The 20,469-nt window shown below is 47.6% G+C and carries 21 protein-coding genes and 2 pseudogenes; 13 read left to right on the plus strand and 10 right to left on the minus strand.

Annotated features, from left to right (window positions below):
- Positions 1–21: 21 nt before the first annotated feature.
- The 5 genes from O9H32_RS09525 to O9H32_RS09545 all read left to right on the plus strand — a co-directional run bounded on the left by O9H32_RS09525 (position 22) and on the right by O9H32_RS09545 (position 4,599).
- Positions 22–801: a phosphotransferase gene (locus O9H32_RS09525; protein WP_269865795.1), complete on the plus strand. Its 780-nt coding sequence runs from the start codon at positions 22–24 to the stop codon at positions 799–801.
- Positions 802–1,236: 435 nt separating this feature from the next.
- A complete protein-coding gene (locus O9H32_RS09530; protein ID WP_269865796.1) occupies positions 1,237–1,812 on the plus strand; it encodes a LysE family translocator in 576 nt (191 codons plus the stop codon).
- A 25-nt stretch (positions 1,813–1,837) separates the two neighbouring features.
- Complete coding sequence (locus tag O9H32_RS09535; RefSeq protein WP_269865797.1) at positions 1,838–2,614, plus strand: AraC family transcriptional regulator; 777 nt, start codon at positions 1,838–1,840, stop codon at positions 2,612–2,614.
- Positions 2,615–2,903: 289 nt separating this feature from the next.
- A complete protein-coding gene (locus O9H32_RS09540; RefSeq protein WP_269865798.1) occupies positions 2,904–3,773 on the plus strand; it encodes a YitT family protein in 870 nt (289 codons plus the stop codon).
- A gap of 328 nt (positions 3,774–4,101) precedes the next feature.
- Positions 4,102–4,599: a DinB family protein gene (locus O9H32_RS09545; RefSeq protein ID WP_269865799.1), complete on the plus strand. Its 498-nt coding sequence runs from the start codon at positions 4,102–4,104 to the stop codon at positions 4,597–4,599.
- Between the two features lie 317 nt (positions 4,600–4,916).
- Here the strand turns inward: O9H32_RS09545 and O9H32_RS09550 are convergent, their stop codons facing one another.
- Genes O9H32_RS09550 through O9H32_RS09565 form a run of 4 tightly spaced genes read right to left on the minus strand, consistent with a single transcriptional unit; the run spans position 4,917 to position 8,872 of the window.
- Positions 4,917–5,717, minus strand: a complete 801-nt coding sequence (locus O9H32_RS09550) for an ABC transporter ATP-binding protein (RefSeq protein WP_269865800.1) — start codon at positions 5,715–5,717, stop codon at positions 4,917–4,919.
- A complete protein-coding gene (locus O9H32_RS09555; RefSeq protein ID WP_269865801.1) occupies positions 5,717–6,748 on the minus strand; it encodes a FecCD family ABC transporter permease in 1,032 nt (343 codons plus the stop codon). Before O9H32_RS09555 ends, O9H32_RS09550 begins: the two co-directional genes overlap by 1 nt.
- Positions 6,745–7,785 (minus strand): FecCD family ABC transporter permease, encoded by a 1,041-nt coding sequence (locus O9H32_RS09560; RefSeq protein WP_269865802.1) that lies wholly within the window; start codon positions 7,783–7,785, stop codon positions 6,745–6,747. The genes O9H32_RS09555 and O9H32_RS09560 overlap by 4 nt, the downstream gene beginning before the upstream one ends.
- Positions 7,778–8,872, minus strand: a complete 1,095-nt coding sequence (locus O9H32_RS09565; protein WP_269865803.1) for an iron-siderophore ABC transporter substrate-binding protein — start codon at positions 8,870–8,872, stop codon at positions 7,778–7,780. The genes O9H32_RS09560 and O9H32_RS09565 overlap by 8 nt, the downstream gene beginning before the upstream one ends.
- A gap of 262 nt (positions 8,873–9,134) precedes the next feature.
- On the opposite strand from O9H32_RS09565, the gene O9H32_RS09570 reads away from it, so the two are divergent.
- On the plus strand, positions 9,135–10,082 hold the full coding sequence (locus tag O9H32_RS09570) for a helix-turn-helix transcriptional regulator (protein ID WP_269865804.1): 948 nt from the start codon (positions 9,135–9,137) through the stop codon (positions 10,080–10,082).
- 251 nt (positions 10,083–10,333) lie between these two features.
- Here the strand turns inward: O9H32_RS09570 and O9H32_RS09575 are convergent, their stop codons facing one another.
- Together O9H32_RS09575 and O9H32_RS09580 are read right to left on the minus strand one after the other, a co-directional pair.
- Positions 10,334–11,017: an AlkZ-related protein gene (locus tag O9H32_RS09575; RefSeq protein WP_269865805.1), complete on the minus strand. Its 684-nt coding sequence runs from the start codon at positions 11,015–11,017 to the stop codon at positions 10,334–10,336.
- Between the two features lie 158 nt (positions 11,018–11,175).
- A complete protein-coding gene (locus O9H32_RS09580; RefSeq protein ID WP_269865807.1) occupies positions 11,176–12,027 on the minus strand; it encodes an aldo/keto reductase in 852 nt (283 codons plus the stop codon).
- Between the two features lie 170 nt (positions 12,028–12,197).
- On the opposite strand from O9H32_RS09580, the gene O9H32_RS09585 reads away from it, so the two are divergent.
- The gene (locus tag O9H32_RS09585; RefSeq protein WP_269865808.1) at positions 12,198–12,647 is read left to right on the plus strand and encodes a MerR family transcriptional regulator; all 450 of its coding nucleotides are present in this window, start codon (positions 12,198–12,200) and stop codon (positions 12,645–12,647) included.
- Positions 12,648–12,657: 10 nt separating this feature from the next.
- Positions 12,658–12,891, plus strand: a complete 234-nt coding sequence (locus O9H32_RS09590; protein WP_269865809.1) for a hypothetical protein — start codon at positions 12,658–12,660, stop codon at positions 12,889–12,891.
- Between the two features lie 152 nt (positions 12,892–13,043).
- Here the strand turns inward: O9H32_RS09590 and O9H32_RS09595 are convergent, their stop codons facing one another.
- On the minus strand, positions 13,044–13,232 hold the full coding sequence (locus O9H32_RS09595) for a helix-turn-helix transcriptional regulator (protein ID WP_269865810.1): 189 nt from the start codon (positions 13,230–13,232) through the stop codon (positions 13,044–13,046).
- Positions 13,232–13,573: a hypothetical protein gene (locus tag O9H32_RS09600; protein ID WP_269865811.1), complete on the minus strand. Its 342-nt coding sequence runs from the start codon at positions 13,571–13,573 to the stop codon at positions 13,232–13,234. The genes O9H32_RS09595 and O9H32_RS09600 overlap by 1 nt, the downstream gene beginning before the upstream one ends.
- A gap of 336 nt (positions 13,574–13,909) precedes the next feature.
- On the opposite strand from O9H32_RS09600, the gene O9H32_RS09605 reads away from it, so the two are divergent.
- The 3 genes and pseudogenes from O9H32_RS09605 to O9H32_RS09615 form a co-directional block, all read left to right on the plus strand.
- Positions 13,910–14,368, plus strand: coding sequence for an SAM-dependent methyltransferase (locus O9H32_RS09605; RefSeq protein WP_269865813.1), 459 nt, complete (start codon positions 13,910–13,912; stop codon positions 14,366–14,368).
- Positions 14,369–15,267: 899 nt separating this feature from the next.
- Entirely contained in the window at positions 15,268–16,242 is a 975-nt protein-coding gene (locus tag O9H32_RS09610; RefSeq protein WP_269865814.1) for a quinone oxidoreductase family protein, read from the plus strand.
- A gap of 290 nt (positions 16,243–16,532) precedes the next feature.
- Positions 16,533–16,781, plus strand: a pseudogene (locus O9H32_RS09615) (glycine betaine ABC transporter substrate-binding protein); the annotation flags it as partial.
- Positions 16,782–16,815: 34 nt separating this feature from the next.
- Here O9H32_RS09615 and O9H32_RS09620 read toward each other — a convergent pair.
- On the minus strand, positions 16,816–17,688 hold the full coding sequence (locus tag O9H32_RS09620) for a LysR family transcriptional regulator (protein ID WP_269865815.1): 873 nt from the start codon (positions 17,686–17,688) through the stop codon (positions 16,816–16,818).
- A 138-nt stretch (positions 17,689–17,826) separates the two neighbouring features.
- Here O9H32_RS09620 and O9H32_RS09625 point away from each other — a divergent pair, with 138 nt between their 5' ends.
- Complete coding sequence (locus O9H32_RS09625) at positions 17,827–18,927, plus strand: NADH:flavin oxidoreductase (RefSeq protein ID WP_269865817.1); 1,101 nt, start codon at positions 17,827–17,829, stop codon at positions 18,925–18,927.
- 217 nt (positions 18,928–19,144) lie between these two features.
- Here O9H32_RS09625 and O9H32_RS32875 read toward each other — a convergent pair.
- A pseudogene (locus O9H32_RS32875) lies at positions 19,145–19,537 on the minus strand (transposase); the annotation flags it as partial.
- 129 nt (positions 19,538–19,666) lie between these two features.
- Between O9H32_RS32875 and O9H32_RS09630 the strand changes: the two are divergent.
- Entirely contained in the window at positions 19,667–20,344 is a 678-nt protein-coding gene (locus O9H32_RS09630; RefSeq protein ID WP_269865818.1) for a class I SAM-dependent methyltransferase, read from the plus strand.
- The last annotated feature ends 125 nt before the right edge of the window (positions 20,345–20,469 follow it).

A 20,469-nucleotide genomic window follows, 5' to 3' on the forward strand; every position in this document is an offset into this window, starting at 1 on the left:
AATCTTGAAGAGGAGAGCGCGATGGACGTACATGATATTCCTGTTGAACTTGTAGATCAAATAGGTGCGATTCAAAACATCTCATTCCCTCGGCAAGGGCATACTTCGCTTGTTGTTAAGATTGACACCCGTGATCACCAGTTCATTATTAAAAAGACGGAGCATGGTTTATTTAATGAATGGTTATCAGAGGAACATAAGGCCTTGCAATATCTTTCGACTACTGGACTACCCGTCCCAAAGGCATATGCTTTCCATATTCAGGATAAATCAAGATGGCTGCTCATGGATTATATAGATGGAATTAGCTTGAGACATTTCCTGAGCGATAATCCTAATCCTAGGGATAGAGAAAAAGTTATATCTAACTATGGTTTATGTTTAAAGCAAATCCATGAAAGCCAATGCCCTATTGGATTGCAAAAGAATGAGCAATCTTGGTTAGATACGATGCTCATGAAAGCAAGCTGGAATGTTGCTAATTATGATGTGGATGGCACGGAAGAATTGCTTTTGCGACTGAAAAAGGATAGACCTAAACCGATTGACAATACTCTGATTCATGGCGATTTTCACACAAATAATGTATTGGTTAACTGCAATAATGTAATTGGCATTATTGATTGGCCCAGAGCTGCATTCGGTGATCCGCGATTTGATATCGCGCTTGCGATCAGGCCTAAACAGGATGTATTTGATCAAAAGGGTGATAAAGAATTATTTTATGAATCCTATGGTAGATTGAGGATAACAGATGAAGAATATAGATATTACCAAGAAGGTATATATAATTTTTTTTAAGTATCGATCAAAGGTGCCAGCCATTAGATAAATTAGCATCTTTGCGCACGGTGTTCGAGCTGGCCAAAGAACAGAAGGCACAGGATGCCGCTGCACTGTTGAATGAGCAACTGCGCATCAGCGGGGCGACGCCAAGAATAAGCTGGCTGCATGGGCCCTACCATCTGCATTTTGAATCGGGATGTTCTGACGATTGCCGGCGCGATGCTGGGCGATGTGGAAGACATCCCATCTATTTCCGGTCGAGGTAAGCATGAAAGAGGCAGCATAGTAAATACCCGGGCTGAAGGATGAAGAAGAAATCAAGCGCATGGTTGTGGTCTTACCTGTAAGGGCAGATCCATGGCGGAGAAATAACTGCAGCCGCAATAATATACTATATGCGATTTCGTTGTAAGATGTAGGATATGAGAAGAGCTTGAAGGGAGCGTTCTCATGGATATTACATCTTTTTTGATTTATTGTTTGATTGCTACATTTACACCCGGACCAACGAATATTGTTATATTATCCACCGTGCATAAATTTGGAGCAAGACAGGCGATGGAATATTCTTATGGGGCAACGATGGGTTTTGGTTTATTACTTGTCATCTCTGCTGGTTTGAATACGATGCTTCTAACGATCATACCGAAATTAGTAGTGTTGATGCAGATCATAGGAAGCGGTTATATGTTCTATCTAGCTTATCAGCTCTACCAAACGGATAAATCAACCTCGACGGTTAACCAAACGGCTACCTTTCTATCTGGCTTTCTTATGCAGTTTTTGAATCCCAAGGTAGTGATATTCACAATAACGGTAATCCCGACATTTGTTATGCCCTACTATAACGCGGTTTCTGCGGTGTCAATCAGCATACTGGCTATAACGCTTATTGGATTCTTAGCTTTTACGACATGGGTGCTTTTCGGTACGCTCTTCAAGGCGTTTTTACAGAAGCATAATAAGACGGTTAATGTAACGATGGCCTTATTTTTAGCTTACGCTGCCATTATGATATGGATGTAGGCAAGCTTATACAGAGGTGTTGCAAATGGACAAATTCGTCTATAAAAAATCGGCAGGGATTACAGCATTATCAGCAAGTATGACGGAGTTTAAGTATAAAAAGCACGCTCACCAGGAGTATGCAGTAGGGGTTACACTACGTGGTATCCAGCACTATAACATGGATGGCACTTTACAATTATCCTATCAAAGCGGGATTATGCTGTTTAACCCGGAACAGGCCCATGACGGCATGGCACACGATCATACAGGCCTGGATTATGTGATGTTATATATTGAGCCCCAATTGCTCTTAGAGGCTATTGAGAAAAAGGATATCGTACGTTTTTCAACTCCTATTGTGTATGACTATAGACTTGAACAACGAATATTAAGTCTTTCTTATGCCATATTAAGTGAAAAAGAAGAGGCGTTATGCAGTGAATTGCTCCTATCCCTTACGAATCGCCTTGTTCCAAGCAATCTTTCTACAGACAGCAAGAAGGATAACGCACTGCTTAAAAAAGCAAAGGATATGATACATGCCAACTTAGAGCATGTACTCAAGCTTGATGATATTTGCAGCGAGCTTCATTTATCGAAATTTCAGTTAATCCGATTATTCAAGGTACATACTGGGATTTCACCATACCAATATTTTCTTAACTGCAAGATCGAACGTGCAAAGCGGTTAATCGAAAAGAATGGGGATGTCTATTCAGCAGTAGCTGAGTGTGGTTTTGTTGATTTAACCCATTTAAATAAACACTTCAAAAGCGTGTATGGAGCAACCGCATTTGAATATTTATCTTATATACATTGAGGTGAAATGGTTTTAATGCGTCTTTGAACGAGCCTTGTATCGCTGGGGCAGTAGTAGTAAAGGCTTGCGAGAACAATCATATAAAAACGAGGGCAGCCGGCGGAGAATCGATCGGCTGCCTTCGCCGCGTTAAAGGGCAGTTTACGCAAGCGATCGCATGTTATGGCATCCCTGCTGGAGATAATGTGATATTTGTACTGTGATCAGGTAAAATTAAACCATGCTTACTTTTTGATTGGAAAATAATCAATAACCAGAAGGAGTATTTAAAACGAAATGGGGTCAATAGATGAAGACGGAGCAAAAACAACTTGCCTTATTAAAAAAGGTTTTACGAGGAATTGCTGTCATACTTGGGGGATTCATCACAGCCTATGGGCTAGAGGCCGTTTTGATTCCAAATAATGTGTCCGACGGCGGTGTAACGGGTTTAAGCATCGTTGGATTCGAACTTACCGGATTGCCGCTAGGGCTGTTGATCGCTATTCTTAATATTCCATTTATATTTTTGGGCTACAAGCAAATCGGAAAAAGTTTTGCCATTTATTCCGTGATCGGTATTGCCTCGCTGGCCGTCGGCACGGCCGTTTTGCATCACATCTCACCCATCATTGAAGGTGACACGCTGCTGATCACCGTTGTCGGTGGGATTATTATCGGTTTTGGAATGGGGTTGGCACTACGGAATGGCGGTGCATTGGATGGTATTGATATGTTAGCCGTATTGCTTTCCCGAAAATTGCCTTTTGGTACAAGCGATCTGATCTTATTCCTCAATATGTTTGTGTTTATCGTCGTCTCGACGGTATTCGGCCTTCAAGGGGCTTTTTTGTCAGCGATTGCTTATTATATTGCCTCCAAAGTGATTCATATCGTTGAAGAAGGCTTAAGCGGAGCCAAAACCTTTATCATTATTACCAAACATCCCGAAATCATGGTAGAAACCATTCGTGACCGCTTGGGGCGGGGGGCTACATATAACCTGGTGCAAGGCGGATATTCCAACGAAAAGTTCAAAGAAATTACTTGCGTCATTAACCGTTTGGAAGAAAGCAAAATGAAAGAAATCATTTACGAAATCGACTCGAGTGCTTTTGTTATGGTGTACGATGTTGCCGAAGTGAAAGGCGGAAACTTCAAAAAACACGATATTCACTAAATGGGCGGAATCAAATTCAGGTATCGATAGCGCAGTAAGCAGGGAGCGGATGCCGCGGCGCGGCAGCTGCTCCCTGCTTCGCGTTGAAGTAAGGGGGAGGATGACGCAGTTACATTGTCTGAAAGGTGAGCGGCTGCTTTTGATTCTGGCGGCACTCGCTAATCCCCACAACCATGGCAGATAGCGTAAGGAAGGAATTCGTGTAGAGCTCGGGGTTCTTTTCCAAGCGAGTTGTATAGAAGGAAAAAAAGGGTTATTCTGGGGTAGGAAGATATGCCGTTATTCAGCTCTTGGGCTGAATAACGCAAATGAGGGAGGAGAGGGATGTATGGCCAAACAACTGATCGTCGGTGACGCAGCGCAGGAACTGGCGGCTACGCGCCGCATTCTGGAACGCTTGCCCGAGGAGCATATGTCGTGGAAGCCGCACGAGAAATCGATGACGCTCGGCGGGCTGGCTACGCACCTGGTCAACCTGCTGAACTGGCAAATCGCCATTTTTCAGTATGCGGAGTTCGATCTTGCGACCGTACCGCTGCGGCGTGAGGCTTTGGAACAACGCGCTGACGTTCTGGAGGAATTCGACGCCAACGTCGGCAAGCTTGAGCAGCTGCTCGCCGAATGTGACGAGAACACGCTCGGCGAGGAATGGACGCTGCGCCACGGCGACCATATCATTCTCCGCGCTCCGCGGGCGATCGCGCTGCGCACCTTCGGTTTAAGCCACATGGTCCACCACCGGGCGCAGCTCGGGGTTTACCTGCGGCTTCTCGATATTCCGGTGCCGGGCATGTATGGCCCCTCGGCGGACGAGCAAACCCAATGAACGAAGTCTCTTGATCCGATACGCGCCACACAGTCGCAGGGCACCGGCATGACCGCCGGTATTCTGCGGCTCTTTTTGTTGTCACCGTATGATAAACTTGCCGCTAACACCGCGATCGCTGCTTTTGCAACGCACGTGATGGATTAGTTACAGTTGAAGAAGCTGGCAATCAACCCGTTCTTATCTTTTTCGGCATGGGTATCTTCACGGGTGCAGAGATCGAAGCCAACAATTGAACCAGGCGGGGAACCGTACCACAATTACACGATGAACCGAAGGGAATCAAAGAAAGAAGGCGCTCAACGCGAGCGCCCTTATTAATTCACATGATATCGCCCTATGGGCACCACAAGAGGAGAGCCCGAGATGGGGTCTTCGATCACCGTGCTGTCCAGTCCGAAAATGTCTTTCACCAAGGCGCTTGTAATCACCTTGGATGGCTCGCCCTCTGCCACGAGCTGTCCTTGACGAAGCGCAAAAATATGGTCTGCATAACGGGCGGACAAGTTGATATCATGAAGCACCATGACAATCGTCGTTCCTTGCTTTCGGTTAAGGTCTGTGAGCAGGTCAAGAATTTCGACCTGATAGGTGATATCCAAGAAGGTGGTCGGTTCATCGAGGAATAATATATCGGTCTGCTGCGCCAGAGCCATGGCAATCCAGACACGCTGTCTTTGACCGCCTGACAGCTCGTCCATATGACGGTTTGCAAGCTCCGTGATATTCATCATCTCCATCGCATCGGCCACGGCCTTATCATCCTTCTTGGTCCATCCGCTGAGTAAGGATTGGTGCGGAAACCTCCCTCGCCCAACCAAATCCGCTACAGCAATGCCTTCCGGAACAATGGGGGATTGCGGCAGCAGTCCTAGAACCCGCGCCAATGGCTTGGGCGGGAATTTGCCGAGCGGCCTTCCGTCAAGGGTGATTTGGCCGGATGCAGGCTTGATAAGCCTTGCCAGTGTTTTAAGCAGCGTAGACTTGCCGCAGGCATTGGCTCCAATAATAACGCTAATTTTGTTGCTGGGGATCTCCAGGCTTACGCCTTGGACAACCGTCTTATGATCATAGCCCGCAACAAGCTGCTCGGCCTGAAAAAGATGTGTCGGCTTCATTATAAATCTCCCTTTCGATTCATTCGGATTAGCAAGAAGATCAGATACGGCGCTCCGAGGATCCCGGTGATGATGCCTGCTGGGAACCGGACCTCAAAGGCAAATTGCCCAATCAGATCTGCTGCCAAAACCAAATTCGCGCCAACCAGACCGGCCGGAATAGCGTTCGAAAAGCCGGATCCGACCAATCGTTTGGCGATCGGTCCCGAAAGGAAAGCGACAAAGGCAATGGGACCTGTGACAGCGGTAGCCAGAGCGATCAGGCAGACGGAGCTCAGAATAAGCACAATTCTTGTCCTGTCCGTACTCACTCCAAGAGAAGCGGCCGATTGTTCGCCAAGCTCCAATATACTTAGCGGTTTGCCCAGCAAGATAATAATAGGCGCAAAAACCAAAACCGATATCACAAGCGATGGAAGCTCGTGCATCTGGGAGCCATTGAGGCTGCCGCTCAGCCATCGGAGCGCTGCGGGAATATCCTGCTGTGCGCCGACGAGCAGCAGATAGGATACGACGGCGCTTAGCATGGCCTGTATGCCTATGCCGACCAGGATGACTCGCCCGACCGAGAAGGCCCTTCCCCTGGATAACAAATAAATAAGGATAACCGTGGCAAGGCCGGCAATCACCGAAGCAATGGATACAACCGTTTCGCTGGTGTGAAGGATGATGATGCAAAAAACGGCCGCTGCGCTGGAGCCGGCAGTAATTCCGATGACATTCGGGTTCGCGAGCGGGTTGCGCAGCATGGTCTGGAAGGTGGTTCCGGCCAGCCCGAAAGCGAATCCGGCCAAAAGGCCTGCCAGCATTCTCGGTAGACGTACCGTGTTCACCGCAAAAGACACACCTTTGAGCTGCTCGCCCGAAAGCGCTCGGAGCACATCTTTAATGGGATAGATGGTGCTCCCCAGTAAAAGCATGGCACAGCAAAGCAGGCAAGCCAGGAACGCCAATAAGCTGGTAACAAGGATCCATCGGCGGTGTCTTTGACGTCTTCCCGCCCTAATAAAGGCAATCGATTTAGTTGTCATAATGAACGCACTTTCGCTCTCATAGCTAATAGGATTAGGATCGGAGCTCCAATGAATGCCGTAACTACGCCGACTTCAAGCTCTCCGGGACTGCCGATGAGCCTGCCGGCGACATCAGATACAGTCAGAATGACCGCCCCCGAAATAGCCGACATCGGTATAATAAATCGCAAGTCAGGGCCAAGCATCAGGCGTATGACATGCGTGGATAATAGCCCGATAAAGCCGATAGGACCTGCCAGCGCAGTAGTCGCTCCGCACAGAAGAACACCGGCAAAAGCCGCAACGAACCGCAGTACTCCTGTTCGAACGCCCAGCCCGGTCGCGGCATCTTCTCCTAGTGCCAGCGCATTCAGTGCCGGCGCAGCCATGATACCGATCAGTATGCCGATGATCAGAAACGGTGTAAAGGTGCCGATCGCGCTCCAATGGGCTGAGCCGACGCTTCCCACCTGCCAAAACCTGAATTGATCCATGACGTAAGAGCGCGGGATCATGATTGCGCTGACTAGCGATGACAGCGCGGCGCTTGTGGCGGCTCCCGCCAGAACAAGCTTAAGGGGCGTTGCACCGCCACGCCCCATGGAACCGATTCCGAATACGAAAACGGCGGTAAGCATAGCCCCGGCCAAAGCTAGCCATATATATTGATTCGCGGTGCTTATGTTCAAGAACGCAATGCCGCAAACCACAAACAAGGATGCGCCGGTGTTCACTCCCAGGATACTCGGGTCAGCAATCGGGTTGCGAGTGACCGCTTGCATCAGCGCTCCGGAGACGCCGAGTGCCGCACCGCAGCATAATCCGAATACCGTTCGGGAAATCCGCTTGCGCACCACGTCTGCCCCGTAGGAATCTACGCCCGGGTGAAATAAACCGTCGATCAGTTCATGAAATCTCACCGGCCGGGAGCCCAAGACCAGAGAGGCGAACACGCATATGCCGAGCAAAACAACACAAATGACGAGAACTAACGTGAAATTCCGCGGGATCGGCGGGCTTAGCCGTTTGTTTGCTGAAACCGATGAACTATTCATTGATCTTCTTAAGGGCACCTCCGATTAATTCGAGGTAATCATCAATGGTATAAGCAATCGAAAGCGGATTCGGGTTGCCGGAAGCTGCCATAGGTGTGCCGTTACCAATAAACACAACAGAACCTCTTTGGACCGCTGGAATTTTGCCGAGCAAGGGATCCGCTTTCACTGCTTGGTATAAGCTTTCATCGCCATATCCGATTAAGATATCTGCGTCGCCAAGGATGTCGGCATTCTCGGCGCTCAAATTAAAGGAGTAGCTGGCGGCATCCGTAATCTGTTTCGTTACACGTTCAGGATAGACCATGCCCAGCTCTTGCAGGAAAGCACCGCGGGGATCTGCAGGTGTGTATACATTGATCTTAGACATATCTTTAGCCGAGAAGTTGGCCCAGACCACTTTTTTGCCTTGCATATCGGGATATTTGCTTGCTTTCTCTTTAATCAGGTTCTCGGTACGCTTAATGAGCTGTTCGCCCTCAGCTTTCATGCCCATGCCTGTTGCATTCAATAGGACTTGCTCACGCCATGTAGTCACCCAAGGCTTAGTCTGATAAGCCACCACCGGAGCAATTTTGCTAAGAATATCATAGTCTTCCTGGGTGATACCGGAGTAAGCGGCAAGAATGACATCCGGGTTTGCGTCTGATATCGCCTCAAAATCAAGCCCATCCGTATCTTGGAAAATATGAGGTTTGTCTACACCGAGCTCTTTGAGCTTTTGGGCTGTCCAAGGCAAAAGCCCGCTGCCATCCTGAACGCCGTAATTCGCCGCCGAGAAGCCGACAGGCACAACGCCGAGAGCGAGAGCGACATCATGATTCGCCCATTGAATCGTAACCACGCGTTCAGGCTTGCTTGGAATTTTAGTTTCGCCGAAGGCATGCTTGATCACGATCGGATAGTCCGTCTTTGCATCTTTGGAAGCGGGCTCTGTTGTAGTCTTTGCGGTGCTTGCCGAAGTGTTCTCAGTCGATGACGGTGTAGATGTTGGACTTGATTCCTGGCTTGAACAGCCAACCAGTGCGATCATAAGTATTGCCGAAATCAGTAAGGTTCCTAGTGTCATTTTCCGATTTGCGTTCATTTGCATAGCCATCCTTTATCGTGTATGTTTTTTAAATTGTGTCGAATAACTCGGTATCAACTCCATAGGTCGGAGCCTCGAACAGGCGGATTAGCAGCAGGGGTTCTAAATGATAATGATTATCAAAATCAATATATAGTCCATTTACTGGGATGTCAATGAAAAAATTATCCAGGCAATAGTTTGCCATGACAAACAGCGCGGAGAACCTTATCATAAGTAACGGCAAGTGGTTTGGAAGAAACCCGCGGGAGGGAAGTCTATGAACAAAACAGACCGTTTGTTAGCTATCGTGCTGGAGCTGCAAAGAAAAAAAGTGGTACGGGCCGAAGATTTGGCGGCCCTATTTGAGACAAGTGTGCGAACGATCTATCGCGACATTCAGGCACTCAGCGAAGCGCGCGTGCCGATCATAGGAGCTCCGGGGACCGGATATTCCTTGATGGAAGGCTACTTCCTGCCGCCGGTCAGTTTCTCGGTAGAAGAAGCTGTGGTCTTGCTCATGGGAACGGACTTTATCGAGCAGCGATTTGATGATGATTACCATGTCAGGGCTCAAGCTGCCCGCAGGAAAATAGAAGCCATTCTACCAGAGGGCATTCGCACTGAAACCTCTCGTGTACGCAATTCTATGCGTTTACTCTCTTCCGGTAAGCAGGTCACGCCGTCGCAAGAAAGGGACTATCTCGAGAAGATTCGCCGAGTGATATTAGATGAGCGTAAGATCAGATTTCACTATGCAAAAGGATTTGCGGATTCCGAAGGGAATCGCCATAGCGTTCGTACCGTTGCTCCCTATGGCCTAGTGCTTGTTCAAGGATCGTGGATACTCGTGGCACGCTGCGATCTGCGCCAAGACATTCGTCATTTCCGCTTGTCCCGAATGACCGAACTTCTCGAACTGGAAGACCGTTTCGAACGGCCGGCCCATTTTAACTTAAGGGAGTACCAGCCTACGGATCATCGGCACTTGCGGGTCCGCCTTCGATTTAATCATGACCTGGCAGATAAGGTGAAAGAATCGAACAATTATTACATGGAAGACATGAAAGAGGATGAAGAGGGGCTTCATGTGGTCTTACGTGTACGCCAATTGGACGAATTGGTGCGGTGGGTGCTTGGCTGGGGAGCCGATGTGATGGTGCTCGAGCCAGAATCATTCCGGACTCGAATTCGTGAAGAAGCCGAAAAAGTGGTAAAACGCTACTGACATTCCTTTGTCAGTAGCGTTTTTATATAGGCGGTGTATGCGAATATCGCAGTGCTTTAGAGAGAGGGCGACCGTTCTCAACTATCATGAAAAAGGTGGAATTAAACTGTGGGCAAACAGATCAGATTGCGATATATCAGCAGAACGGATATGAATGTGAACGAGGAGGAAATTGGATCGGAGGATTCAAATGGAGATGATTTTATAGGAGCTGCATTCAGCAGTTCCTATATGTTGTTATTATCAGGGATTTAGGAATCAAGTTGAAATAATTTATTGAGAAATCCCAATGCCTGAGCACTGCATTTCCCTGTTAAGCCGTTCTTCAGTTCCTTCTTAGCAAGCTCCACACGAATATCAGAAGGAAGTATGCCGACGTTCCCCATCCAATGGTCGGTTGACTCGAATGAAGTACTCTTCCACGCGCTATTCTTATCTAAAATGATCCGACTTTCTTTGGCACCAGAAATAACAATATCCATAGTTGCTTGCAAGTCCAAAAGGGACCGTTCGAATGTCTTCTTCATTTCTTTGCCATGCATTCTCGTTTTTAATCTTAACGACCTGGTTTCGATGCCTTCTTCCTCTCTGATTTGTCGATAAACCGCTAAAGCATCCTTCGAAATCAGACCTTGTTGATAACGAACTTCAATAGATATATGGCTTCCGAGAATGACTTTAACCAATGGGAACAATTCGCGTGAAATGAGAACCGGTTTTTTCTTAATGAATTTACCGTAAGCCGCTGCGCCATCACTGGGAAGTCGAGTTCGCCAAAGCCAAGGATCCGTTTCAGTCCCCGTTAACCATTGCTCGCCATAAGTGATTTCGTAAAGTGAGGGATGGTTTGGAATAAGTGGTGCCAGTGGCAAGATGCCCACTTCATTAATAAGCTGAACAGCCTCTTTATATGTGGAGATTTTCATTTGGATCATTCGTATTCCTCCTAATCGAATTCCTCCTAATCGCAGCTTCCTATAGAGTATTACGACATTATAAATAATACAAATTACAAAAACGGCAGGAAGATATAAGGTTTTTTATCTTAATAGATGACAATAGACGCATGATGAGTTTACGGTTTAATCAAAGTTTACAGATCGACTTTCCAGCTGCCCATCATCTTGGCTACTTCCGGATCGCGGTACGATAAAAAAAGACTTTCCCGCGTATCGAGTGTGGAAATATGTTCGATGTCGTCCGCGCTTAACTCAAAATCGAAAATATTGAAGTTTTCGATGATCCGTTCCTTCTTCACCGACTTCGGAATTACAACGACTCCACGCTGAACAAGCCAGCGAAGCACAACTTGGGCGACGGACTTGTTGTGTTTTTCTGCGATCGAGGCCAGCACTTCGTTCCCGAACAAGTTATTACGTCCTTCAGCGAAAGGCGCCCACGACTGGTGCTGCACTCCCTGCTCTTTCATAAAAGCGGCGCTCTCGATCTGGTGGTAGAACGGGTGCGTTTCGACCTGATTGACGGCAGGCACGATTTCGTTATGCACGATAAGGTCCATCAAACGGTCAGGCAGGAAATTGCTGACCCCGATCGCTTTGATCTTGCCTTCGCGGTACAGGTCTTCCATCGCACGCCAAGCGCCGTAGTAATCGCCGAACGGCTGGTGAATAAGGTATAGATCCAGATAGTCGAGCTGGAGCTTCTTCAGGGATTTGGCGAACGCCAGCTTGGCTCTCTCGTAGCTGGCATCCTGAACCCAAAGCTTGGTTGTGATGAACAGCTCTTCACGTGGTATACCGCTGCGCTTGATCGCGCGACCGACCGCTTCCTCATTCAGATAACCGGCGGCGGTATCGATTAGGCGGTAACCAGCCATCAACGCTTCATATACGGCGTTCTCGCATTCTTCAGCATCAGGAACTTGGTAAACACCGAAGCCGATGATCGGCATTTTTACACCATTGTTTAATGTTACGGTTTGCATTGTAATTCCTCCCAGTGTTCGAATGTAGAACAGCAAACGGCGCTTATCCCCTGAATCGGGCGCTGCAGCGGGGATTCCACTTACAACTCATTTGCGCTACACTAAGCTTAGAACCTTCGTGTTACACGAAGTCAAGTTGTATTCAAAATTTTTTCCCAGGGGGATTTCACATGCATACGGTCAAAGAAGCCGCCCAAATAACGGGACTCACCGAGCACGCAGTACGCTTTTACACGGATAAAGGTCTGGTGCCAAGCGTACAGCGTAATCACAACAATATTCGGATGTTTGATGAAGAATCGATCAACTGGCTGCATGGCATCAAATGCCTCAAGCAATCCGGGATGCCGATTGAAGTGATTAAAATGTACATAGATCTCTGTCTCGAAGGGGATTCGACCATTCCGCAACGCTACGCACTCATGATGGAGCATAAAGAAGACGCGCTCGTTAAGCTCGAAGTAGCCAAACAGCACGTTGCCCATTTGGAACAAAAAACCGCTCTATATCAAGCCATTCTGGAGCACCGCGCTTTAGACACGACCAATCCTGGGAACTGGGACAAAATCAAGCATATGCATAGTGATGTATTTTACTCGCCCTCTGTTCAGAAAGCGTGAGGTGATCTACGTGAGCCTAAGAGAGTTAATTGCTTTTCTTAACAAATTAGAGGATAGTAAGATATTTTATAAATTAAACAAAGTCCGAAATGAAGCCATCATGGTTGAAGTTGCTATTCCTGGTCAGCGGTGGGAGATAGAATTTTTGGAAGATGGTACCGTAGAGGTTGAAAAATTTATAAATGACGGAAACTTTTATGATGTTAAAGAATTGGAGTCTCTGTTTAAAGATTTCAGTGATTAATTCAGAAAATGATTCAACTTATCTGGAGACGATAGTTGAATGATCCAGGAGCAGTTTGCCGCGGCGGCTGCTCTATTTTTCATTGAAGTAACGGGCAGGATAGTGAAGAATTGTAATATGTTTAAAGGACAGCCATAACCACTGCCCTTATCTCAATAAATAAACAACTCGTCGACTTTCACACCCAGCACGCTGGCTAGGCGGAAAGCCAATTCCAAGGTCGGATCGTATTTATTGTTTTCAATAGCATTGATTGTTTGACGGGAAACACGACACCTTGCAGCAAGATCGCCTTGTGATAATTTATGTTCTTCTCTCAGTTGTCTAATGCGATTTTTCATTAAGACAGTTTCCTTCTGGCCTGGATATAAAAAATAATATAAAAGACAAGTCCAACCAAAACAACATCAAATCCATTTTGTAAATTACTCACCCAGCTTTGCGGTATAAAAGGTCCCACGATTATCGTTTCCTTATAAAACTGCTCTACTAAAGGGATTTCTCTTATTCCCCTTTCTATGCCATAGAACATCATTCCAATCCAGCTTGCTTGCGTTGCTTGTTTGCGGATTTCTTTCTGGCGTTCGTCACCCCCGCTTGATTTATGGCCGCATATGTACATGCAAGCGAAAATGACAACAGCATAATAGATACCTATGAGAATTTGTACTAATAATCCCATCCAGATCCCCCCTGTAAAAAGGTTTTTACACCTTTATAATACAATTAAAGGTATTTATTGTCAAAAATTTTTGACAAGCATCAGCACGAATCATTGAACTATCGGGAGTCGTTAGTTCAATAAAGACATGACGGCAGCCGGCTACGTGATCGGCTGCCTATTTCATTGAACTAAATGGCAGACTTGTTGAACTAATGGAACTTTGACTGTATAATAGATAGTACCAACAAGCGGAACCTTGTTTCATCAAATGAAACAAAAAGTGGGGGGAGATACAAGTATTATTGAGAAAGGCTCGCTGCGTTTGCTGTTTCTTCAAATTGGGAGGTAAACATTATGATTACCATGAAACCGGTTGCTTATGTCAGAAATAGTAGAGAAACAACAGAAGATGATTATTGGGGTGAAGTTATCTCCTCTATTGAGCTTGCAGATGGATATACTGAACAGAGTCTTGTGGGCATTGAGGATTTCTCACATGTAGAAGTCATCTTTTACTTTGACAAAGTAAAAGATGATAACATCGAAATTGATGCAAGACACCCACGGAATAACAAAGCGTATCCGAAAGTAGGAATCTTCGCCCAACGAGGAAAGAATAGACCAAACAAAATCGGACTAACTACAGTAGAATTAATAAAGCGTGAAGGCAAAAAGATTTATGTTAAAGGACTTGATGCCATAAATGAGACACCAGTACTAGATTTAAAACCTGTAATGAAGGAATTTGCTCAACCTCGGGAGATCAAGCAACCGCTCTGGGTCACGGACCTCATGAAAAACTATTGGGGGTAACGCTGGCTCTGCGGAAACTGTAACCTATCTGGGAGATAGCACAACGAAGAAGGCGACTGGCCGTTAGCACCATACAATCAAAACAAGGCTGCCATCTAAATTAACTTATGTATTTAAAAAGCGCCCACGAGCAGGCTGAAGAGAACCAGGATAACCCCTGTGCTCGTCATTCCGCCGCCTACACCGCTGTGTTGCCTTGATTGGACTGAGTTCGGAATTGTGCATTGTTACCTGGGGCAAGCCACAGTTCCAAGGTTGATGTATTTTCATAGAATGTACTGTTGTGTACGATCAGCGCCAGATCCCCAACACTCATAGAGCTCCCTTCGGAAATCAAGAATAGACGGTTGCCTAATCGCGTACCGTCTATTTTTGTGCTTACTTCCGCGGATAGATAATGGATATCCCAAAGTAGAATTTAACTATCGGGAGTCGATAGCACAACACCAGGAAGCAGTTTGCCGCCGCGACAACTGCTCCCTTTTTCATTGAAGTAACGGGCAGTTTAGCGTGGAATTAGCAAAGGAACGTACATTCGCTAATCTGTAGTTATACTTAACGTATTTAGGGGGGGGGGGGGGGGGACGTTAAGGAATGCTCCGTTCTCGTTAAAGAATATCCGATTGTTCGATGCGCGACCACCGTTGCGGCCTGGTTCTGTATAGAGCGGAATGCCCACCTCACTTATTCAGCCGTCCGTACGGAAACATTGAATTCATGAGCTACATCTTGAGCGGTAAACGGGGACTTGAATTTACATACATAATAAGGTCGAACAGCAGCTTGTTTTTGGACATCAATGAGGCATGCCTTTCCTATTAACTATGACAATTATTGACATGTTATTATGATAAATTGTTGTAAGCAGGATAAACATGTGCTGATTGGAGGAGGTAAGCGTGAATAAGAGTCCAGATAAAATGAAAGCTGTAGTTCTGCATAGATTCGGCGGTCCAGAAGAGTTACGCCTGCAGGAGATCGATGTGCCTAAAATGGGTCCGGATGACGTGTTGATTCGATTAGCATATGCCGGTGTGGGAGAGTGGGACGCATTCGAACGGCAAGGCGGATACGCGGAAATGCTAGGTGCAAATCCGAAATTACCTTACATTCTCGGTTCGGAAGGATCGGGTACGGTTGTTGCACGGGGTGAGAAGGTTTCCAATGTGAACTTGGGAGATCTGGTCTATGCACCTGGGTTTCTGAATCCTAAAGGAGGCTTCTATGCAGAGTACGCAGCCGTTGAATCCCAATATGTGTCCCGTATTCCAGATGGATTAACCAAGCAGGAAGCTGCGGTCATATCTGGAGTCGGGATTACCGCTTTGCGCGGGCTGGAAGATGTACTGAAACTTCAACAAGCAGAGTCTGTTATGATTTTCGGTGCAAGCGGAGGGGTAGGACATATGGCGGTTCAGCTCGCGAGAAGCATGGGAGCCCGTGTATTTGCAATTGCTTCGGGTGAAGACGGTGTTGCCATGGTACAGAAGCTTGGTTGCGATGCGGTTGTAAATGGTAAAGGCGGGGATATCACTTCGATGGCAATGAAATTTGCCCCGGATGGATTCGACGCTGCACTGTTCACCGCAGCAGGAGAGACCGCGAATCATGCACTCGGTTGTATCCGTGCAAGCGGACGCGTCGCATATCCTCATGGGATACGCCCTGAATTACGGATATCCTCAGGAATCAGAGTAGAAGGATATAACGGCGAACCAGATCCTGAAATCATGGGTAGACTTCATCGTTACATCATCCAAGGTAGACTATCGGTTCACATCAGCCATACTTTTACTCTGGAGGATGCCTTTATAGCTCATGCAACGCTCAACAGCCATTATTTGGGGAAGATCTGTCTGCAAGTTAATCCCTAATGGAGATGCAGAGGGATGAATTGAAAAGCTAATAAAATAGCACTCTTAAGAGTTTAGTTTGAGCTCACAGGGGGCCATAGCTTCATTCACTACAACAGGGAGGCCGCCGCATATCGACCGGCAGCATTGTTGAACTAAACTGGGAACGATAGCTGAATAAACCACTGCAGCAGCTGGTTATGCGATCGGCTGCTTTTTTCATTAAAGTAACGGGCAGCCTTCCTATTATTAAGAAATACGAGGTTTGAGAAACAAAAGAGGTTTGAGAAACAAAAAGACAGCGGCCGGACGGCTGCAAGGGGTTGCAAGCGGCCTACGGCATCCGCTTCAAGATGGTTAAGGGACTAGACGCCGGTCTTACCTACAGCGCCGCCGTACGGGAAGGATCGGTGGACGTGAACGACGCCTTTGCGACGGACGGCCGAATACAGGAGTTCAAGCTGAAGGTGCTGAAGGATGACAAGCATTTCTTCCCGCCGTACTATGCGGCGGCCGTCATTCGCCAGGATACGCTGCGGGCGCTGGCAGGGGGGCCTTAATGGCCCCTCTAAAATTGTTGTAAAAATGGCTGGTTCATGCTTCGCCCCCAGCTGCCCTGACACATGCAGCAAAAGCGTCGAACGCTTTATTCTGAAACGGCTCCTTACGGGCAATCAATCGCGTCGTCACGAACCGGTACAGTTCAGGGACGGGATGAACGTGAACCAGGTCGTCATCCCGAGCAACGACGGTATTAGTCACCAGCGCGTAACCGATTCCTGCGCGTACGCAATTCAGCATCGTATCGAGCGTGCTGACTTCGATCTTATTCAGGTGCGGTACACCCTCGCTCAGCAGCCAATCTTCATTTGCGGCGCGTATCGGACATCCTACAGGAAAAACGACCCACGCCGCATTCGCCAATTCGGAAGAAGCAGGAGCTTCCTGTGCTAGAGCATTCGTCAGCAGGAAGATTTGCTCCTGTACCTCATAACCGACTTGCATCTGGGATAAATCGTATTCGCCCGTGCAAAATGCGCCATCCAGCTCTCGGTTCGCCACCTTCTCGTAATTGCTCGGAGAGGTGCCTGTTTCGAGCGACAGTGAAACCTCAGGGCATCTGCTCTGGAAATCGATTAATGCCCGAATAAACGGCGCTGAGGAGGTGATCGTCTCCACAACGCCGATTCTCAGCGGCCCGCAAGGTTGATCCTGATCTTGGACGGCCCGGGTCGCCTCATCGACCATACGCAGAATGTCCGCCGCATATTGGCAGAAGAGGCGTCCCTTCTCGGTCGGCTCGACGCCCTTCGTATGTCTATGGAACAACTGTACGCCCAATTCCTGCTCCAGCTTGCGAACCCTCATCGTAATATTCGATTGTACATAGTCCAGCTTCTCTGCCGCCCGCGTAATGTTGCCTTCTTTCATAATGACCATGATCATTTTTAAATCCGTTAGTTCCATCGTCGAGCACCTCTATCTTCCAGACATCAATATTATTGATGACTCCATCTCTAATGATCATTTTACGATATGGAAACGGCAGTTTACAATCATTTCTAGAATGAACTTCACTTGTTAATAACAAAGGAGGAATTTACAATGATACGCTATCCTTATCTCTTCTCGACGTTTCAATTAGGGGAACTGACACTGTCTACTCGGGCCGTGCTGTCTCCGATGACCAGGACGAGCGCAGAGCCGTCCGGATTGGCGAATGCTCGCATGGCCCGTTATTATGCTCGCTTCGCGAAAGGTGGCTTCGGTCTCATTATTACGGAAGGGATTTATCCGGAAATGGCAGCCAGCCGAAGCTACATGAACCAGCCCGGCATCGCGAGCGACGAGCAAGCCGAATCATGGCGGCCAGTCGTCGAGGCCGTGCATAAAGAGGGTGGCAAAATCGTCGCGCAGCTGATGCACGCAGGCGCACTCGTTCAACACGATGCATTCACGCCGCTCGCTCCATCCGCCATGAAGCCTTTGGGTATGATGCTTGAAGAACACGGGGGCAGCGGAGAATTCGCCGTCCCGAGAGAAATGACCCGCGAAGAAATTCGTAGTGCAGTGGAAAGCTTCGTGCAAGCCGCACGTCGCGCCCAAGAAATCGGCTTCGATGGCATCGAAGTCCATGCGGCAAACGGCTATCTGCTCGATCAATTTATTACGGATTATACGAATCGTCGAACGGACGAATACGGTGGCTCGGTCGAGGGGCGTATCCAGATAATCGTCGAAGTCATCAAAGCGATTCGAGCAGTCGTGGGTCGGGACTATCCGGTAGGCGTCCGGATCTCGCAAGGGAAAGTGAATGATTTCTACCATAAATGGGCAGGCGGCGAGAAGGAGGCTGAGATCATCTTCAGGAACCTGGCCGCAGCATCTCCGAGCTACATCCATACGACGGAGTACAAAGCGTTCAACCCCGCCTTCTCGGAAGGCGGACCTACGCTTGCCGAGCTGGCCGTACGACACGGGGGCGGCATCCCAGTCATCGCGAATGGGAAGCTGGGCGATCCGGAAAGAGCAGAGTCCTTGCTGGAGAAAGGCGACGCGGACCTCGTCGCCATTGGGACGAGTGCGCTCGTCAACCCGGATTGGGTGAACAAAGTGCGGGAGGGTGAGAATTTGATGCCATTCGACCATTCCTTTCTCCACCCGATCGCAACATTGCGGGAGCACGAGGTTGCGGTAAAGGTATAAAGACCCAAGTGTACTGCTAACTAAGTGTTGTGACGAGACACGTCCAATTAAAAGCCGCAATAGTGATATCATCCCCTTTAGGTAGACACTCTCAAAAAAACCATCATGTTATGATGAGGAAAGAGTGACTACTTGGAGGGGATATTTTTATGGCTAAAAAGGGACTAACCTTTTACTGCACCTCTGTCAATAGAGTAGACACATAAAACCGAGAGAATTATACTGCGGATCGGTACATGCGTTCGTACTGGTTGGGCGTGACGTATCCTATGGTAGAATGGATTCCCTTACCATTATAGAAACAAGTGATGTATTCAAATATGTATTTGCGAGCCTGCTGCCGCGTCCTGAATTTCTCCAAGAAGATCAATTCTTTCTTGATCACACTATGAAAAGATTCGATACAAGCATTATCATAGCAGTTCCCTTTGCGACTCATGCTGCCTGTCATCTTGTGCTTTTCCAGCAATGCTTGATACTCAAGTGAGGCGTATTGGCTGCCGCGATCTGAATGATGCAGGACTCCTTGGGGTGATCCCTGCTGGCTGTGGGCGCCTTCTAACGCCTTGAATACCAGCGATATCGCCCAATGGCGTAGATGGCGGCTCCATTTGCTAAGGCCGTAAGAACCGGCGTCACAGAATTATAGGCATTAACTATATAGTGAATAAGCTATATATATTTAACATATAGGGTTTGGTTATTTACAATATGGAAAATGGTGTAGGAGGCAGGCCCCATGAACGAATCCGTAAAAAAGTTATTTGATGCCGTCGCCGGCGATTACGACCGTCAGAGAAGTCAGCTTATTCCGTGTTTTGATGAGTTTTATGGGATGGCTTTGTCCCTGGTGGAGAGTGCCGACGCCTCCCCGCGAATACTTGATTTAGGCTCAGGAACGGGGCTGTTTTCTGGTTTTGTTTATCAGAAATACCCTAATGCGCATTTTACCCTGATCGATGTTAGTGAGAACATGCTGGAGGGCGCCCGTTCGAGGTTCGGGGATGCTGCGAATGTTACTTATGTCGTTGCTGATTATTCCGACTATTCATTTACCGAGCAGTATGACATTGTAATCTCGTCTTTATCGATCCATCATTTGACTCACGCCGCCAAAAAACAATTGTTTCGGACGATACATCAGACTCTCAAGGATGGCGGTATCTTTGTGAATGCCGATCAGGCGCAGGGTGAAACCGCAGCGGCGGATGCCTATTATCGACAGCGGTGGCTGGAATATATTTCGCAGAGCGGCCTCTCCCATGAAGCGATCGAGGCTTCTATCGAAAGAAGAAAAGTAGATATAAATGCAAAAACGGGCGATCAACTTAGATGGCTGAGGGAAGCCGGGTTTGCGGAAGTGGATTGTATGTACAAATATTTGGATTTTGCCGTGTTCTTCGCACAAAAAGCTTAATCGGAGCAGAGTCCAAGTAACGGAGAAAACCAGTAAGGAACCAGGGGGTAGCGTGCCGCGGCAGCTGATCCCTTTTTCTGTAGTATCGATTAGTTGCGCTTAAGGGCAATCTCATCATGATGTCC

Source organism: Paenibacillus caseinilyticus, assembly GCF_027533645.1.
Lineage (GTDB): Bacteria > Bacillota > Bacilli > Paenibacillales > NBRC-103111 > Paenibacillus_G > Paenibacillus_G caseinilyticus.

What these genes read in the sequence shown, in the direction of transcription:
- O9H32_RS09535 (WP_269865797.1), top strand. Translation starts at nt 1,838, where the DNA reads ATGGACAAATTCGTCTATAAAAAATCGGCAGGGATTACAGCATTATCA.
- O9H32_RS09600 (WP_269865811.1), bottom strand. Translation starts at nt 13,573, where the DNA reads ATGGGATTATTAGTACAAATTCTCATAGGTATCTATTATGCTGTTGTC.
- O9H32_RS09570 (WP_269865804.1), top strand. Translation starts at nt 9,135, where the DNA reads ATGAACAAAACAGACCGTTTGTTAGCTATCGTGCTGGAGCTGCAAAGA.
- O9H32_RS09540 (WP_269865798.1), top strand. Translation starts at nt 2,904, where the DNA reads ATGAAGACGGAGCAAAAACAACTTGCCTTATTAAAAAAGGTTTTACGA.
- O9H32_RS09550 (WP_269865800.1), bottom strand. Translation starts at nt 5,717, where the DNA reads ATGAAGCCGACACATCTTTTTCAGGCCGAGCAGCTTGTTGCGGGCTAT.
- O9H32_RS09605 (WP_269865813.1), top strand. Translation starts at nt 13,910, where the DNA reads ATGATTACCATGAAACCGGTTGCTTATGTCAGAAATAGTAGAGAAACA.
- O9H32_RS09585 (WP_269865808.1), top strand. Translation starts at nt 12,198, where the DNA reads ATGCATACGGTCAAAGAAGCCGCCCAAATAACGGGACTCACCGAGCAC.
- O9H32_RS09630 (WP_269865818.1), top strand. Translation starts at nt 19,667, where the DNA reads ATGAACGAATCCGTAAAAAAGTTATTTGATGCCGTCGCCGGCGATTAC.
- O9H32_RS09530 (WP_269865796.1), top strand. Translation starts at nt 1,237, where the DNA reads ATGGATATTACATCTTTTTTGATTTATTGTTTGATTGCTACATTTACA.
- O9H32_RS09580 (WP_269865807.1), bottom strand. Translation starts at nt 12,027, where the DNA reads ATGCAAACCGTAACATTAAACAATGGTGTAAAAATGCCGATCATCGGC.
- O9H32_RS09565 (WP_269865803.1), bottom strand. Translation starts at nt 8,872, where the DNA reads ATGAACGCAAATCGGAAAATGACACTAGGAACCTTACTGATTTCGGCA.
- O9H32_RS09525 (WP_269865795.1), top strand. Translation starts at nt 22, where the DNA reads ATGGACGTACATGATATTCCTGTTGAACTTGTAGATCAAATAGGTGCG.
- O9H32_RS09545 (WP_269865799.1), top strand. Translation starts at nt 4,102, where the DNA reads ATGGCCAAACAACTGATCGTCGGTGACGCAGCGCAGGAACTGGCGGCT.
- O9H32_RS09595 (WP_269865810.1), bottom strand. Translation starts at nt 13,232, where the DNA reads ATGAAAAATCGCATTAGACAACTGAGAGAAGAACATAAATTATCACAA.
- O9H32_RS09575 (WP_269865805.1), bottom strand. Translation starts at nt 11,017, where the DNA reads ATGATCCAAATGAAAATCTCCACATATAAAGAGGCTGTTCAGCTTATT.
- O9H32_RS09625 (WP_269865817.1), top strand. Translation starts at nt 17,827, where the DNA reads ATGATACGCTATCCTTATCTCTTCTCGACGTTTCAATTAGGGGAACTG.
- O9H32_RS09560 (WP_269865802.1), bottom strand. Translation starts at nt 7,785, where the DNA reads ATGAATAGTTCATCGGTTTCAGCAAACAAACGGCTAAGCCCGCCGATC.
- O9H32_RS09620 (WP_269865815.1), bottom strand. Translation starts at nt 17,688, where the DNA reads ATGGAACTAACGGATTTAAAAATGATCATGGTCATTATGAAAGAAGGC.
- O9H32_RS09555 (WP_269865801.1), bottom strand. Translation starts at nt 6,748, where the DNA reads ATGACAACTAAATCGATTGCCTTTATTAGGGCGGGAAGACGTCAAAGA.